This is a genomic window from Xanthomonas sp. NCPPB 3005, from assembly GCF_041228095.2.
In the GTDB taxonomy this organism is placed as follows: Bacteria; Pseudomonadota; Gammaproteobacteria; order Xanthomonadales; family Xanthomonadaceae; genus Xanthomonas_A; species Xanthomonas_A bonasiae.
In genome coordinates this window covers 3696185-3710877 of sequence record NZ_CP166096.2, presented here as the reverse complement: position 1 = coordinate 3710877, position 14693 = coordinate 3696185, and the positions used below count along the sequence as shown (strand labels likewise).

General features: G+C 71.0%; 14 protein-coding genes. 2 read left to right on the top strand and 12 right to left on the bottom strand.

The window, feature by feature from the left end:
* Nucleotides 1-60: 60 nt before the first annotated feature.
* Complete coding sequence (mprF, locus tag AB8810_RS16005) at nt 61-2631, bottom strand: bifunctional lysylphosphatidylglycerol flippase/synthetase MprF (protein WP_191824784.1); 2571 nt, start codon at nt 2629-2631, stop codon at nt 61-63.
* Between the two features lie 281 nt (nt 2632-2912).
* Here mprF and AB8810_RS16000 point away from each other — a divergent pair, with 281 nt between their 5' ends.
* Together AB8810_RS16000 and AB8810_RS15995 are read left to right on the top strand one after the other, a co-directional pair.
* Entirely contained in the window at nt 2913-3599 is a 687-nt protein-coding gene (locus tag AB8810_RS16000) for a DUF998 domain-containing protein (RefSeq protein ID WP_179563751.1), read from the top strand.
* Complete coding sequence (locus AB8810_RS15995) at nt 3596-3940, top strand: RidA family protein (protein WP_179563752.1); 345 nt, start codon at nt 3596-3598, stop codon at nt 3938-3940. The genes AB8810_RS16000 and AB8810_RS15995 overlap by 4 nt, the downstream gene beginning before the upstream one ends.
* Before the next feature lie 171 nt (nt 3941-4111).
* Here the strand turns inward: AB8810_RS15995 and AB8810_RS15990 are convergent, their stop codons facing one another.
* The 11 genes from AB8810_RS15990 to AB8810_RS15940 form a co-directional block, all read right to left on the bottom strand.
* Complete coding sequence (locus tag AB8810_RS15990; RefSeq protein ID WP_185820547.1) at nt 4112-5188, bottom strand: cyclopropane-fatty-acyl-phospholipid synthase family protein; 1077 nt, start codon at nt 5186-5188, stop codon at nt 4112-4114.
* Nucleotides 5189-5211: 23 nt separating this feature from the next.
* Nucleotides 5212-5994: a DUF1295 domain-containing protein gene (locus AB8810_RS15985; RefSeq protein WP_206258469.1), complete on the bottom strand. Its 783-nt coding sequence runs from the start codon at nt 5992-5994 to the stop codon at nt 5212-5214.
* Nucleotides 5991-6542, bottom strand: coding sequence for a DUF2878 domain-containing protein (locus tag AB8810_RS15980; RefSeq protein WP_369914184.1), 552 nt, complete (start codon nt 6540-6542; stop codon nt 5991-5993). The genes AB8810_RS15985 and AB8810_RS15980 overlap by 4 nt, the downstream gene beginning before the upstream one ends.
* On the bottom strand, nt 6539-7885 hold the full coding sequence (locus AB8810_RS15975) for a class I SAM-dependent methyltransferase (protein WP_369914183.1): 1347 nt from the start codon (nt 7883-7885) through the stop codon (nt 6539-6541). Before AB8810_RS15975 ends, AB8810_RS15980 begins: the two co-directional genes overlap by 4 nt.
* Complete coding sequence (locus tag AB8810_RS15970) at nt 7882-8745, bottom strand: DUF1365 domain-containing protein (RefSeq protein WP_369914182.1); 864 nt, start codon at nt 8743-8745, stop codon at nt 7882-7884. Before AB8810_RS15970 ends, AB8810_RS15975 begins: the two co-directional genes overlap by 4 nt.
* Entirely contained in the window at nt 8742-10004 is a 1263-nt protein-coding gene (locus tag AB8810_RS15965; RefSeq protein ID WP_179563757.1) for an NAD(P)/FAD-dependent oxidoreductase, read from the bottom strand. Before AB8810_RS15965 ends, AB8810_RS15970 begins: the two co-directional genes overlap by 4 nt.
* Nucleotides 10001-10993 carry an acyl-CoA desaturase gene (locus AB8810_RS15960; RefSeq protein WP_179563758.1) on the bottom strand — a complete coding sequence of 331 codons (993 nt, stop codon included), beginning with the start codon at nt 10991-10993 and terminating at the stop codon, nt 10001-10003. The genes AB8810_RS15965 and AB8810_RS15960 overlap by 4 nt, the downstream gene beginning before the upstream one ends.
* Before the next feature lie 812 nt (nt 10994-11805).
* Nucleotides 11806-12588: an anti-sigma factor domain-containing protein gene (locus AB8810_RS15955; protein WP_206259863.1), complete on the bottom strand. Its 783-nt coding sequence runs from the start codon at nt 12586-12588 to the stop codon at nt 11806-11808.
* On the bottom strand, nt 12585-13142 hold the full coding sequence (locus tag AB8810_RS15950) for a sigma-70 family RNA polymerase sigma factor (RefSeq protein WP_179563760.1): 558 nt from the start codon (nt 13140-13142) through the stop codon (nt 12585-12587). Before AB8810_RS15950 ends, AB8810_RS15955 begins: the two co-directional genes overlap by 4 nt.
* A 58-nt stretch (nt 13143-13200) precedes the next feature.
* Complete coding sequence (locus AB8810_RS15945) at nt 13201-13572, bottom strand: DUF4345 domain-containing protein (RefSeq protein ID WP_369914180.1); 372 nt, start codon at nt 13570-13572, stop codon at nt 13201-13203.
* 88 nt (nt 13573-13660) lie between these two features.
* On the bottom strand, nt 13661-14449 hold the full coding sequence (locus AB8810_RS15940) for a hypothetical protein (protein ID WP_369914179.1): 789 nt from the start codon (nt 14447-14449) through the stop codon (nt 13661-13663).
* Nucleotides 14450-14693 lie beyond the last annotated feature (244 nt).

The following is a 14693-nucleotide window of genomic DNA, read 5'->3' as shown; positions in this document are numbered from 1 at the left end:
TTCCGCAGCCGAATGGCTACCAATCCCCAATCCCCAATCCCCAATCCCCAATCCCGGCCGTCAATCGGGCTTACGCGGATCCAGCGAAATCAGCCGCGTCACGTCCAGCAGCGCCGCCGGCAGATGCATGCCGCCGGGCGCGGCCAGGTAGCGGGTGCGCCAGGCCGGCGCGAACTTGGACTTGAAGCGGCGCAGGCCGGTGAAGCCGTAGAAGCGCTCGCCATGGCGCACGATCAGGTTGCCGAAGCGGTTCCAGCGTCCGGCCAGGCGGTGCTGGGCCAGGCCCGACAGCGGCGCCATGCCCAGCGAGAAGCGCTTGTAGCCCTGTTCGCGGCCCCACAGGAACAGCTCGATGAACAGGAAATCCATGGTGCCCTTCGGCGCATCGGCGATGTGCCGCATTAGGTCCACCGACAGCTCGTGTCCGGCCGGCGCCTGCCACAGGTTGGCGAAGGCCACGACCTTGCCCTCGGCCTCGACCACCGCGATCGGGAAGCGGCGCAGATAGGCCGGGTCGAAGCTGCCCAGCGAGAAGCCCTTCTCTTCGCCGGCCTTTTCCTCCAGCCATTGCTGCGAGACGTCGGCCAGCACCGGCATCAGCGCGTCGATCTCCTCCAGCGGCACGATGCGGAAGCTCAGCCCGCTGCGCTTGCCGCGGTTCCAGGCCTGGCGCAGGTCGGCGCGGTCGCGGCCTTCCAGGTGGAAGTCTTCCAGCGACACCATCGCTTCCTCGCCGAGCTTGACCAGGGTCAGGCCCAGGTCGAGGTAGGTCTGCCAGTGCTGCTCGCCGACCTGATAGAACACCGGGCGCAGGCCCATCCGGTCGGCTTCCTCGCGGAAGCGCCAGATCAGCGCCCGCGCGACCTCCGGGGGCCCCACGGGGTCGCCCATCGCCACCAGCGAGCCGCCGTAGCGCTGCATCATCACGAAACCCTGGCCGCCTTCGTCGGGCAGCAGCGCCTTGTCGCCGGTCAGCACCAGGCAGGCCTGGGTGTCGGTGGCCGCGGCCAGCACCGGCGCCAGCGCGTCCAGCTGCGCCGCGTCGGCGGCCGGCAGCGGCGAACGCGTGCTGTGCAGCAGCCGCGCCAGCCCGAACACCACCACCGCCACGCTGACCAGCAGCACCGCGCGCAGCGCCCGCGGCGCATTGGCCGAGGTGGCGAACTGCCACCACAGTTCGTTCTGGTATTCGACGTGGCTGTAGACGAAAAACAGCAGCCACACCGTGGCGATCAGCACCAGCCCCAGGTTGCGCAGCCACGGCCACGACCAGGCCTCGTCGAGCAGCGCGCCCTGGCGGTAGAACTCGCGCCGCGCGCCCCACAGCCCGGCCGCCACCACCAGCGAGGACAGCGCCACCGAGGCGTGGCCGCCGCGCAGCCAGGCCGGCAGCGGCAGCAGCACGCAGATGCCGATCGCCAGCACCCAGGCCGCATGGCTGCGCCGCTGCAGGCCCTGGCCGATCAGCAGCAGCACCACGCCGCCGAGGCTGGCCAGCAGGTGCGAGGTCTCCACGATCGACAGCGGCGCCATGCCCAGGCGCCGCTTCGGCGTCGGCAGGGTGCCGTCGATGACCAGTGCCGCGCCGACCGCGAACACCGCCATCGCGATGATCTGCGGCAGCCACGGGCGCAGCGTGCCCCAGGCCACGCGCACCCCGCCGGCGCTGGCCGCCAGCGGCCGGCGCAGGCCCGAGACCGCGGCCATCAGCACCGACAGCAGCAGCGGCACCACGTAGTAGGTGATGCGGTAGATCAGCGCCGCCGCCAGCACCGCGGCCGGGGCCACGCCGGGCAGCAGCTTGAGCAGGCTCCATTCGAACACGCCCAGGCCGGCCGGCACGGTGGACATCAGGCCGGCCACCACCGCGACCAGGTACAGGCCGACGAAGCCGACGAACTCGATGCCCGATTCGTTCGGCAGCAGCACGTAGAACGCGGCGCTGGCCAGGCCCAGTTCGACCACGCTCAGCGCGGTCACGCCGAGCGCGGTGCGCCGGTCCGGCAACCACAGTTCGTGGGTGCGCCAGCGCAGGGTGCGGCCTTCGCGCCCGGCCAGCAGCAGCATCAGGCCGAAGCCCGCCAGCAGCGCGATGCCGAACGCGCGCACCGCCGAGGCGCCGAGCGGCAGCGCCAGCGCCGCCGACGCCGGTTCCAGGGTCAGCGCCAATGCCAGCAGCAGCCAGGCGCCGAACACGAAACCGAGCGTACTCATCAGCACCACCTGGCCGATCTCGGCCAGGCTCAGCCCGACCCGGCCGTAGCCGCGCAGGCGCACCGCGCCGCCGGTGAGCGCGGCGAAGCCCAGGGTCTGCCCGACCGCGTGCGCCAGGAACGCGGTAACGCCGATCCGCATCGGATGCAGCTTGCGCCCGCTGCGGTGCAGGCCGACCGCGTCGAAGCCGATCAGGCAGGCGTAGCTGCTCAGCCCCAGCAGCAGGGTCAACGCGATCTGGCCGACGCTGAGCTGGTTGAAGGCATGGCGGATCGCGGCGTAGCCGTGGGTGCTGAACTCGGTGGCCAGCGCGCGCAGCGCCAGCGCCAGGATCGCCAGGCTGAACACCACCGGCAGCGCACGGCGCCAGCCAGCGGCGGAGGGGGACGGGGAAACGGAGGGCGCGGCGTCGGTCATTGCAGGGGAGCGTAAGCGAAGGAGAGAGGGAACTGTGCGCAGGCGCCAGCGGCGTCGCGCAGGCATGTGGCGTTGGCGGTGCGGGCCAGCGCGATGGCGCGCCTGCAGGCGGAACGGGGCTGGTGCATCGCGATATCGGGTGGCCTAGGGCTGTACCGGCGACACCGGCGACGCGCATCATAGTGGAATCGCACGTCGGCACCGCGTCGGTGTGCGCGGAGGGTGCGGGCGCGCGCATGCGTCGCGCATCGCGTTCCCCGCTACGACCCGGAGCCGATCCCATGCCGACGCCCCTGGCCCGCGCCGCCGCGCCGCCGCATTGGCCGCGCGCCGCCGGCGCCCTCGCCACGCTGCTGTGCCTGCTGTTCCTCGGCGTGGCGCTGGCGCTGCAGCTGCTGCGCGCCGACCTGCACTGGCAGCAGGCGACGCTGAGCCTGTACCTGCACGGCCCCGGCGGGCTGCTGCTGCGGATTGTCTACGTGCTGCTGGCGGCGGGCATCGTCGCGCTGGCCGCCGGCCTGTATGCACAGGCCCCGCCGCCGGCACGCAGCGCCGCGCCCCTGCTGCTGTTCGCGGTCGCCGGGCTGGGCCTGTGCGGGGTGGCGATCGGCGACAGCTACCTGCCGCAGCGCGCTCCCTTGCTGGCGCCGCTGTTGCACGCGCTGTTCGCGCAGACCGCGTTCCTGTGCGCGACCAGCGCGATGCTGCTGCAGAGCGCCTGGCTGCGCCGGCAAGCGCCGTGGCAGGGCCATGCCGGCACGGTGATGGCCCTGGCGGTGGCGGCGTTCGTGGCGCTGTGGGTGCATGTGCTGTGGCGCGCGCCGCCGCGCGGGCTGACCCAGAAGCTGGCGATCGTGCTGATCCTGGCCTGGCTGCTGCTGGTCGCCTACCGGCTGTGGCGGCCTGCAGGCTTGGCGCAATCGCGCGACAATGCCCGGGTTTCCCCTCTTCAGGACACCGCCTCATGATCCAGCGATTCGATACCGGCCCGCGCATGTCGGAAATGACCGTGCACAACGGCGTGGCCTACCTGGCCGGGCAGATCGCCGACGACGCCAGCGCCGACATCGCCGGCCAGACCCGCCAGGTCCTGGCGGCGATCGACGAACTGCTGGCGCGCGCCGCCAGCGACAAGAGCAAGGTGCTGCGCGCGGAGATCTACATGACCGACCTGGCCGAGTTCGCCGAGATGAACAAGGTCTGGGAAACCTGGGTCTGCCCGGGCAGCACCCCGGCGCGCGCCACCGTGCAGGCCAAGCTGGCCAACCCGGAGTGGAAGATCGAGATCGTGATCACCGCTGCCGTGTGAGTGGAAGGCCGGGATTGGGGATTCGTGATTCGGGATTCGAACCTGCGATCCCCACTTCCGGTTGCCTGAACCATGCGGTCGGTCCAAGAGCCGATCGGCATCACGTCGCGCTTCAGAGCACGCAACCTCGCCTTTGCGAATCCCCAATCCCCAATCCCGAATCCCGGCGCTTCAGCGCCTGACGAACCGGTAATGCGCCACGCCCCACTGCTGGCCCTGCTCGTAGCCGAACAGCTCCGCGCAGGCCATCCAGAACATGCGCCAGCGCTGCCACCAGATCTTCGCGTCGCGGCCGTAGGTGGCCTGCAGCACCGGCATCAGTTCGGCGCGATGCCGGTCCTGGTTGCGTAGCCAGGCGTTGGCGGTCTTCTCGTAGTGTTCGCCGGACAGCAGCCAGCGCCGTTCCAGCGCCAGGTCGTCCTGGAACTGCAGCAGGGTGTCGGCGGCCGGCATCAGCCCGCCGGTGAAGAAGTGCCGGCCCATCCAGTTGTCCTCGCCCTGCACCTCGAACGGGTAGGCCAGGTCGCGGTGGCAGAAGATGTGCACGAACAGCCGACCGCCCGGCACCAGCCACTGGCCGATGCGCGCCAGCAGCTCGCGGTAGTTGCGCATGTGCTCGAACATCTCGATCGACACCACGCGGTCGAAGCTCGCGTGCGGCAGGGTCAGGGTGTTGGCGTCATGGGTGATGACCTCCACGTTGCGCAGCCCGCGCGCGCGGCACTGCGCCTCGATGTGCTCGCGCTGCGGCCGCGAGTTGGACACCGCGGTGATGCGTGCGCCGGGATAGTGCTCGGCCATCCACAGGGTCAGCGAACCCCAGCCGCAGCCCAGTTCGAGGATGCGCTGGCGGTCGCGCAGCTGCGCGCGTTCGGCGTACAGGTGCAGCATGCGCTCCTCGGCCGCGTCCAGGTCCTGGGTGCCGGCGTCCCAGTAGCAGCTGCTGTACTTCAGGCGCTTGCCCAGGCACAGCTCGAAGAAGCGCGGCGGCAGTTCGTAATGCTGGCGGTTGGCGGCATCGGTCTCGATCGCGATGGCGCTGCCGCGCAGGGCCTCGACGAAGGCGCGCTGGCGTTCCCAGGCCGCGTCGGCGCCGCCGCTGCGCTCATCGCGCAGGCGCTGCGTGCACAGCTTGCGCATCGCGGCGCGCAGCAACGCATCGGGCAGCAGGCCGGATTCGGCCACGCGGGTGGCCAGCGGTTCGGCCGGCAGCGCGGGCGCAGGCGAAGGGGCGAGGGTGCTGGACATCGGGCAATCTCCTGGAAGCGGGGTCATTGCCGTGGCGGCAACGGAAAGAAGGCGCTGGTGCTGCGCTGGTAGTCGGCGTAGTCCTGGCCGCGCGAGCGCAGCGCCTGTTGTTCGGTATAGGGAATGCCGGTGACGCGGTACAGGAACGCGAACATCAGCAGCGGCCCCAGCGCGGCGATGCCGACCCACAGCGCGCCGCTGCCCACCGCCAGGAACACGTAGGCGAACCAGTGCACGAACTCGAAGAAATAGTTCGGATGCCGGGAGTATCGCCACAGGCCGCGGCGGCAGGTCTTGCCCTTGTTGCCCGGATCGGCGCGGAACGCGGCCAACTGGCGGTCGGCCAGGCTTTCCCCCCCCACCGCCAGCAGCCAGGTCGCCAGCGCCAGCGTGGTCCACACGCTCCATTGCGGCAGCGGGGCGTGCGCGGCGATCGACAGCGGCACCGCGAACAGCACCACGACCAGCGCCTGGCCGAGGAAGAACAGCAGGAAGCGACGCTGGTCGCCGTGCCAGTGTTCGCGCAGCGCGCGATAGCGGCCATCCTCGTGCGCATCGCCGAACACGCGCACGCCCAGGTGCCAGGCCAGGCGCGCGCCCCACAGGCCGCCCATCGCCGCGGTCAGCACGCGCGGCAGCGCGGCGCCGTCGGCGCGCCAGGCGCAGTACAGCGCGGCCAGCGCCATGCATGCCGCCCACAGCACATCGACCACGCCGGCGTTGCCGCTGCGTCGCTGCCAGGCCCAACCGGCGAGCATGACCAGCGCAGTGAACGCACCCACGTGCAGCAGCGGCCAGGCGTTCATGGCGCGGCGCCTGCGATGCGTGGCGCGGGCTGCGCCGTCGCGGACAACCGCCGCGTCGCCACGCTCAGCACGACCAGCGCTGCGGCCCAGGCCAACGCCAGCGAGAGCACGGGGTGCAGCAGCGGCGCGCTCAGCGTCACCGCCTGCCAGCCGCGCGCGGCCAGCACGTAGCCGAGCGGGCCGAACACCGCGCCGAACAGCGCCGCGCGCCACGGGTGTCGCATGACCCAGGCCAGCGAATGGTTGAAGGTCAGCGCGAAGCCGGCCCACAGCGACAGGATCCACAACGGCGGCCACGGCGCCGGCGGCAGTGCCGCGGCGTAGCGTACCCAGCCGCCCGCGGCCAGCACGGTATCGACGCCGGCGCCGAGCAGCAGCGCCAGCGCCATCAGCGCCGCATCGCCGCGCGCGCGGCGGCGCGGCTGCAACTGGTACAGCGCGAACAGCGCCAGCGCCGCCGGGCCGGCCCAGGCCAGCCCGTGCCCGGCGCCCATCACGGCCACCAGCCACAGCAGTTGCAACGCGACGTAGTTGGCCAGGTTGCTCATGCGTCGTGCGCCAATGGCGGCGCGAACTGCGCCGGGCGCGCGCCGGGCTTGCTCAGCCACAAGTGCACGTCGCCGATCGAGCGCTCCAGGAAGCCGCCCTCGCAATAGGCCAGGTAGAACTCCCACATGCGGATGAAGCGCTCGTCGTAGCCCAGCGCGCGCACCTGCGGCAACTTGGCCATGAAACGCTGGCGCCAGGCGCGCAGGGTCAGCGCGTAGCTGGGGCCGATGTCTTCCAGGTTGAACAGGCGCAGGTCGCTGGCCCGCGCGATCGCGCCGGTCATCGCCGCCACCGAGGGAATGAAGCTGCCGGGGAAGATGTGGCGCTTGATGAAATCCACCGATTTCAGCGCCTGCGCGTAGCGGTGGTCCTCGATGGTGATGGCCTGGATCAGCGCCTGGCCGTCGTCCTTGAGCAGGCTGCCGACCTTGCCGAAATAGGTGTCCAGGTATTGGTGGCCGATCGCCTCGATCATCTCGATCGAGACCAGCCGGTCGTAGCGGCCGTCGAGGTCGCGGTAGTCGCGCAACAGCACCTCGACCCGATCAGACACGCCCGCCGCGTCCACGCGCTGGCGGGCCAGTTCGTACTGCTCGCGCGAGATCGTGGTGGTGGTGACGCGGCAGCCGTGATGTCTGGCCGCATGCAGCGCGAAACCGCCCCAGCCGGTGCCGATCTCGACCACATGGTGGTGCGGCTGCAGGTCGAGCTTGGCGCAGATGCGCTGCAGCTTGCGCTCGGCGGCACGCTCCAGCGCGGCGTCGCCGAGCGCGGCGTCTTCATCGCGGAAGATCGCCGAGGAATACATCAGGTTGCGGTCCAGGAACAGTTCGAACAGCGGGTTGCCCAGGTCGTAGTGCGCGGCGATGTTGCGGCGGCTGCCGGCGCGGGTGTTGCGCGCCAGCGCGTGCAGGCCGCGCATCGCCATGCCGCCGAGACGGGCCAGGCCGGTCTCCAGCGCGTCCAGGCGCTCGCGGTTGCGCACCAGCAGGCGCACCAGCGCGACCAGGTCGTCGCATTCCCACAGTCCGTCCATGTACGCCTCGCCGACACCGACGCTGCCGTTCAGCGCGGCCTGGCGGTAGAAGCGCGGATCGCGGATGCGCAGGTGCGCGTGCAGTGCGCTGTCCGCCTGCGTGGCGCTGCCCAGGGTGGCGCTCCCTGACGTGGCGCTCCCTAACGTGGTGATCGCGCCGGCTTCCTCGATGCGCAGCTGGCCGTCGCGCAAGCCGTCGAGCGTGGCCAGCAGGCGCCGCCGCAGCAGGCGGTCGAGGCCGCGCAGCGGCGGCGCGGCCGGGGTCAGCGCGACGGAAGCGGAGGAGGGCGCGTGCGGAGCGTTCATCGGCGTTCTCGCGGAAGGGAATGGTCGGGGTGGTCGTGCACCGGATTGCCGCGCAGCCACAGGCGCAACGCCTGCCAGTGGATCTTGGCCACGACCTGCAGGGTCATCGCCGGATAGCGCAGCAGCGCGCGCGCCAGGCTGGCGCCGGAGAGTTCGCGCCGCTGCAGCACCAGCGTGGCGTCGAAGCGCCTGGCCGCCGGCTGCGGATCCAGCACGTCCATGTGCACGCGCAACTGCGCGCCCGGCTCGCTGCAGCGCCATGCGTACTCGTGCGCCATCGCCATGAACGGCGAGACGTGGAAGCGCTTGTCGAAACGCCAGGCATGCACGCTGCCATGGCTGCGCGCGGCGGCCACCGGCAGCACGTAGGCGTGGCGCTGCTTCCACGGCGTGTTGGTGATCTCGGCGACGATGCTGTGCAGGCGCTGCTGCGCGTCGTGGCAGTAGTAGAAGGTGACCGGATTGAAGCAGTGGCCGAAGTAGCGCAGGTGGGTCAGCATGCGCACCGCGCCGAGCGGACGTTCGCCGCAGTGCTGCTGCACGCGGTCGCGCACGGCTTCGTCCAGCGGCTGCGCCGGATCGCCGAGGTAGTCGCTGCGGCGGAATTCGACCAGGTTGCGGTGGCCGACCGACCACAGCCAGCGCCGCGCGAACACCTGCTCGAGTTCGGCCAAGTCCAGGTACATCAGGAAGATCGGATAGCGGAACGCCAGCGGCTTGGGCGCATGGCGGCGGTGCCGGACCCAGCCGCTGTAGAGCGCGCTGTGCAGCCCGCGCTTGGTCGTGCCCGCCGCCGCCGGCGTTGTCGAGACGGCGCCAGCCGGCGGGGCGGACACGGTAGCGCTGCGCAGCAGATTCATGGCCAGGGTACCCCTAGCCCGGCGGCGACGTCGACCGCGCTGCGCAGGCCGTCCTCGTGGAAGCCGAAGCCCCAACCGGCGCCGGCGAACCAGGTGCCGCGCTGGCCCTGGATCTCGCCCTTGCGCGCCTGCGCGGCGACCGAGGCGTGGGTTTGCAGCGGGTGCCGGTAGCGCATGCGCCGCAGCACCTTGGCCGGATCGATGTCGTCGCTGCGGTTGAGGCTGACGATGAACGGCTGCGGCGAGGCGATCGACTGCAGCGCGTTCATCCAGTAGCTGACCGTGCATGGCGCGTCCGGATCGGCCGGCACGTGCGCGTTCCAGGCGGCCCAGGCGCGGCGGTTGCGCGGCAGCACGCGCGCATCGGTGTGCAGCACGGTGTCGTTGTCCTGGTAGGCGATCGCGCCGAGGATCTCGCGCTCTGCGGCGCTGGCGTCGTTGAGCAGGCGCAGGGCGTCGTCGGCGTGGCAGGCCAGCACCACGTGGTCGTAGTGCTGCGCATCGGCATCGCTGTCGGCCTCGGTCAGCACCGATACGCCCTGCGACAGCCGCTGCACCGAACGCACCGGCGTGCCGATGCGCTCGTGCACCCGCCAGCGGCTGCGCAGCGCGCGCACGTAGCTGTTGGAGCCGCCTTGCACCACTTGCCACTGCGGCCGGCCGCTGATCTGCAGCATGTGATGGTTGGCCATGAAGCCGATCAGCTGGCGCATCGGGAACTGCAGGATCCGCTGCGACGGCGAAGACCACAGCGCCGACGCCATCGGCACCAGGTGCGCGTCGCGGAACACGTCCGAATAGCCATGTCGCTGCAGGAATTCGCCCAGCGTCAGCTGCGCCTGCGCCGCATCGGCCAGTACCTGCGGCGCCTGCCGGTAGAAACGGCGCAGATCGCCCAGCATGCGCCAGAAGCGCGGGCTGGCCAGGTTGCCGGGCTGGCAGAACAGGCCGCCGAGACTGCCTGCGTTGTATTCCAGGCCGCTGCGCGCTTCGTGTACCGAAAAGCTCATCGTGGTCGGTTGCGCTGCCACGCCGAGCTGCGCGAACAGTTTGCTCAGCAGCGGATAGTGCTGCGGGTTGAACACGATGAAGCCGCTGTCCACCGCGTACTCCACGCCGCCCAGTTCGATCGCATGGGTATGGGTGTGCCCGCCGAAGTAATTGGCGGCCTCGTACAGGGTGACCTCGTGCCGTTGCGACAGCAGCCAGGCCGAGCCCAGCCCGGCGATGCCCGAGCCCACTACCGCGATGCGGCTCATCGTGCGCGCGCCTGCGCCCGTACCAGCCCTGCCGGTACCGGCCGCAACTGGCGGATCAGGCCGGTCCACGACAGCGCCTTCAGGCCATACCAGGTCAGGTCGATTTCCCACCAGCGGAAGCCTTGCCGCGCCGCGCCGGGGAAGAAGTGGTGATTGTTGTGCCAGCCCTCGCCGAAGGTCAGCAGTGCCAGCCAGGCGTTGTTGCGGCTGTCGTCGCGGGTGTCGAAGCGGCGGCTGCCGAAGCGGTGCGCCAGCGAGTTGATGGTGAAGGTGGCGTGGAACAGCGCCACGGTGGAGACGAAGAAGCCCCACACCAGCAGTTGCGGCCCGTCGGTGCCGAGTTGCGGATGGTGGCGTTGCAGCCAGCCGCCGAGCAGGAACAGCGCCAGCGCCAGCAGCACCGGCAGCAGCAGGTCGAAGCGGTCCAGGAAGCGCAGTTCCGGGAAGCGTCGCAGATCCGGGATCGCCTCCCAGTCGGTACGGAAGCCGCGCGGGGTCAGGAACCAGCCGCTGTGGCTCCACCAGAAACCGTGTTGCCGCGGCGAATGCGGGTCGGCCGGGGTATCGGTGTGGCGATGGTGGTTGCGATGGTGCGCGGCCCACCACAGCGGCCCGCGCTGCACGCAGGTCGCGCCGAGCGCGGCGAACAGGAACTGCACCACGCGCGAGGTCTTGAACGCGCGATGCGCGAAGTAGCGGTGGTAGAAACCGGTGAGCGCGAACATGCGCACGGCGTACATCGCCACCGCCATGCCCACTGCGAACCACGACGCGCCGACCCAGAACACGCCCAGGCAGGCCAGGTGCAGGGCGAAATAGGGTGCGGCGCGCAGCCAGTCGATGCGATCGGCGCGGGCCTCGTCCAGTTCGATCTCCGCGCCGGTATCGAACCAGCGCCGCAACGTGCGCGCCACGCCGCCGCGGCGCGCGGGCGCCTCGGCAGGCGCAGCGGTGGGTTCACGGGGCTGGTCCGGAACGGGGCTTGGCACAAGCGCATCTCGTGGGGATTCGGATAGCGATACGGACAAAGCCGGAAGACGGATGCACTCGCGTCGCGGCGTCTGTGCGCACTGCGGCCGGCATCGATGGCCGGCCACGGCAGCGCATGCGGTCGCCGCTAGCGGCGGCGTCCACGCAGGTCGAATCGTCGGAGGATCAGGCTGCCCGGCGCATGCGCGACGGCTGCGGCGATGCTGCCTGCGCGCGAGTGGTGGCCGGGTGAACGTGCGGGTTCGCGGTGCTTCTGATGATCACGCGCAGCGCGAGAGCCGAGCGTGTCATCGACGCACGGCGCTCAAGCCCCTCTCCCACCGGGAGAGGGGTTGGGGTGAGGGTACGTCGGCACGGCCAGGCTGGCGCATCTGGATCTGTGAGGCTTCGCCCGTACCCTCATCCGCCCCTTCGCGGCACCTTCTCCCGCAGGGAGAAGCGAGGTGCGCAGTCTGCGTTGCATTGTCTACGAGCCGCAGTAGCCCCTCTCCCGCCAGGAGAGGGGTTGGGGTGAGGGTGCGTCGGCACGGACAGGCTGGCGCATCTGGATCTGTGAGGCTTCGCCCGTACCCTCATCCGCCCCTTCGGGGCACCTTCTCCCGCAGGGAGAAGGGAGGCGCGCAGTCTGCGTTGCATTGTCTACGAGCCGCAGTAGCCCCTCTCCCGCCGGGAGAGGGGTTGGGGTGAGGGTACGTCGGCACGGACAGGCGGGCGCGTCTGGATCTTTGAGGCTTCGCCCGTACCCTCATCCGCCCCTTCGGGGCACCTTCTCCCGCAGGGAGAAGGAACAGCTGGCACCGCGGCGGCCCGCCTACGGTGCCAGGCGCAGCGTGCTGATACCGCCCTTTGCCACGATCGGACCGGTGGCGACGCCGCCGGGCGCGCCGCCGGGTGGTTCCATCGTCACCGCCAGCAAGGCGCCATCGCTGAGCAACGGCATCAGCGCGTCGGGAATGCGCGCCGCGCGCGCCTGCGCGTCGTCGAACACGCCCATCGAGCGCGCCTTGCCGTCGGCCGGGATCAGCCACAGCTCCGGCACGCGCGCGGGGTCGCGGCTGCCGGCCAGCGGGGTCAGGGTGATGCGCTTCTTGTCGGCGTCCATCAGCACCACGTAGCCGGGCTTGCCGTCGTCCTGCATCAGCGTCGAGGTCATCGCGATGCCGGTGTCGGCTGGCGCCGTGGCGACCGGCGGGGTGGGCGTTTGCGGCGGGAGCGGCTGCCGCGCGACCATCAGCGTGAGCATGCACGCCGCTGCGGTGGCGAAACCGCCGGCGCTCAGCCAGCGCCAGGTGCGCACGCTTTCCCAGAAGCCAGGCGATGCCGTCGGCGCGCGCGGCACCGGCGCATCCAGGCCGAGCGATGCGCGGATGCGCACCCACACGCGTTCCGGCACCGCGACCGGCGCGATCTCGTCGGCCAGCGGCATCAGGTGCTGCTGCCATTGCGTCACCGCCGCGGCGAACTCGGCGTCGGCGTCGATGCGTTGTTCGGCGGCGCGGCGTTCGCTTGCATCGAGCACGCCAAGCACGTATTCGCCGGCCAGCACGTCGCGCGGCGGCGGGGTTTCCTGCGGATCGGGCACGGATGCGTTCATCGTTCCAGGCACGCCTTCAGCTTGGCCAGGCCGCGCCGGATCCAACTCTTGACCGTGCCCAATGGCGTTCCGCTGCGGTGAGCCAGTTCCTCGTAGGTGATGCCCTCGAAGAACGCGGTGCGGATCAGGTCGCCGCGCGGCGGCTCCAGTTCGCCCATGCACACGTCCAGGCGCCGTCCGGCGACGCGCCACTCGGTTTCGGCCAGCGGGTCGCGGCCGTCGTCGTGCAGTTCGCCGGCGTCGTCGAGCGCCACGGAGTGACGCGCCGGTGCGCGCGCGCGCAGGTAGTCGATGGCCTTGTTGCGCGCGATCATGGTCAGCCAGGTGAGGCCGCGCGCGCGCTGCGGATCGAACTGCGCGGCCTTGCGCCAGACCGAGGTGAACACTTCCTGCAGCACGTCTTCGGCTTCGCCGCGCTGCGGCACGATGCGCAGGCACACGCCGAACAGGCGCGACGACGTGGTGCGGTACAGGCGTTCAAACGCGGCGCTGTCGCCGGCCGCAGTGGCGACCAGCAATTGGCCTGCTTCGTCGTGATCGGGCGTCTCGGTCATGCCGGGGAGCGGTGGCGAAGGTGGCAGCGATGCTACAGGCTTTCGGCGCGCGCGTCGCTCAACGACGCTGCCCGCGCCACAGCGCGAGCGCGGCGAGCAGCAGCGCGATCTCGAACACGGACAGGCCGGTGGTGGTCGGTCCGACCGGCCACAGCCGCAGCAGGCTGGCGCTGCGGTAGAGCACGATCGGCACGTAGAAGGCGAGCGCCAGCACCAGCCCGTTACGGATCTGCCCGCTGCGGGCGAAATAGCCGAACAGGAACGCCATCCCCAATTGCAGGCCGCCGTAGATGACCAGGTATTCGGACTGCCCGGAGCGGTCCAGGCCGATGTAGCCGACCGCGGCGGCGGTCTGCGCCGGCAACAGCGTGCACCACAGCGCGAGGACTGCGTAGAGCGCAGCGTTGAACCATAGATAGGCCTTGGCCATGGATGTTCCTTGTCGGGAGGTGTGGGAGACCGCTGCATAGGTGTAGCGGCCGCGACGCAGACGGACGTGAAGGTGGCGCCGGCGCGATTCAGCGCGCGGCGCATTGCGCGACCAGCGGTTGCTGCAGCGCCTGGTTCCATGCGGCGGCGTCGGCCTGGCCGCGCAGCCGCTCGGGAAAATCGATGCGCACCTGCGCGTAGCGGCCGCGCGCGTCGCGGACGTTGCCGATGCCGCGGAATTCGAGCAGGCGGCGGTCGTTGCGCGTGTAGGCGACCGCTATATTCGGCAGCACGCCGCCGTACCAGGCGTCCACCGACAGGGTGTAGCGCTGCACGCCGGCGTCGGCCGCCGCGGGCTTGATCTGGAACTCCAGCGTGCGCAGGGCGCTGGGCAACACGAAGGCGACGCGTTGCGGTGTGCCCTGGCGCAACGCGTCCCAGTGCAGGCGCAGAAAGGCATCGAATCCGGCATCGATCACCTGCGGCGCCGCCGTCGCCGGCAACGGCGCACTGCGTTCCGGCTCGCCGTCGCGCTGGCTGAACATCACTCGGCCGCCGCCGGCACGGCGCACGCCTTCGCGGTAGCCGCTGCGCGCGTCGACCAGTTCGAAATCCGGGGCGGTGCTGCCGTCGGCGATGCGCTTGCGCGCGAACGGCGTGCCGTCGGCGCAGCGGTACAGCACCAGCCGCGCGCCGTCGTCGCGCACCCAGTGGCTCTCGCGGTACAGCAGTTGCTGGCCGTTCGGCGCATAGGCCAGCCCGTCGTAGTGCAGCATCGCCTGCGCCGGGGCGGCGACGCCCAACACGGTCAGGTACACAGCGGCGGCCAGCGGCTGGCGCGCGCGGGCGAGTGGGGAAAGGGCGATCGGCATGGGCATGCGTGGCGCTTCCGCGAGTCGGTGACAGCTGGCAATACGCAGCGGGCGCCGATCCGGATGCGCTGACGGCCGCGCCGACGCCGGACGCCGGGGCGCGTCATCCATTCCGGGCAGGCCGCGTCAGGTCACGCGGCGCGGACCCGGCGGCTGTCCTGGCAAGCCCGGTTCGCAAGCGCGCTCCCGCGCCGGTACGGTGCTGCGGCATCTCGCGGGCGCGGACACGTGCTCATCCCTTTCCGCTTGC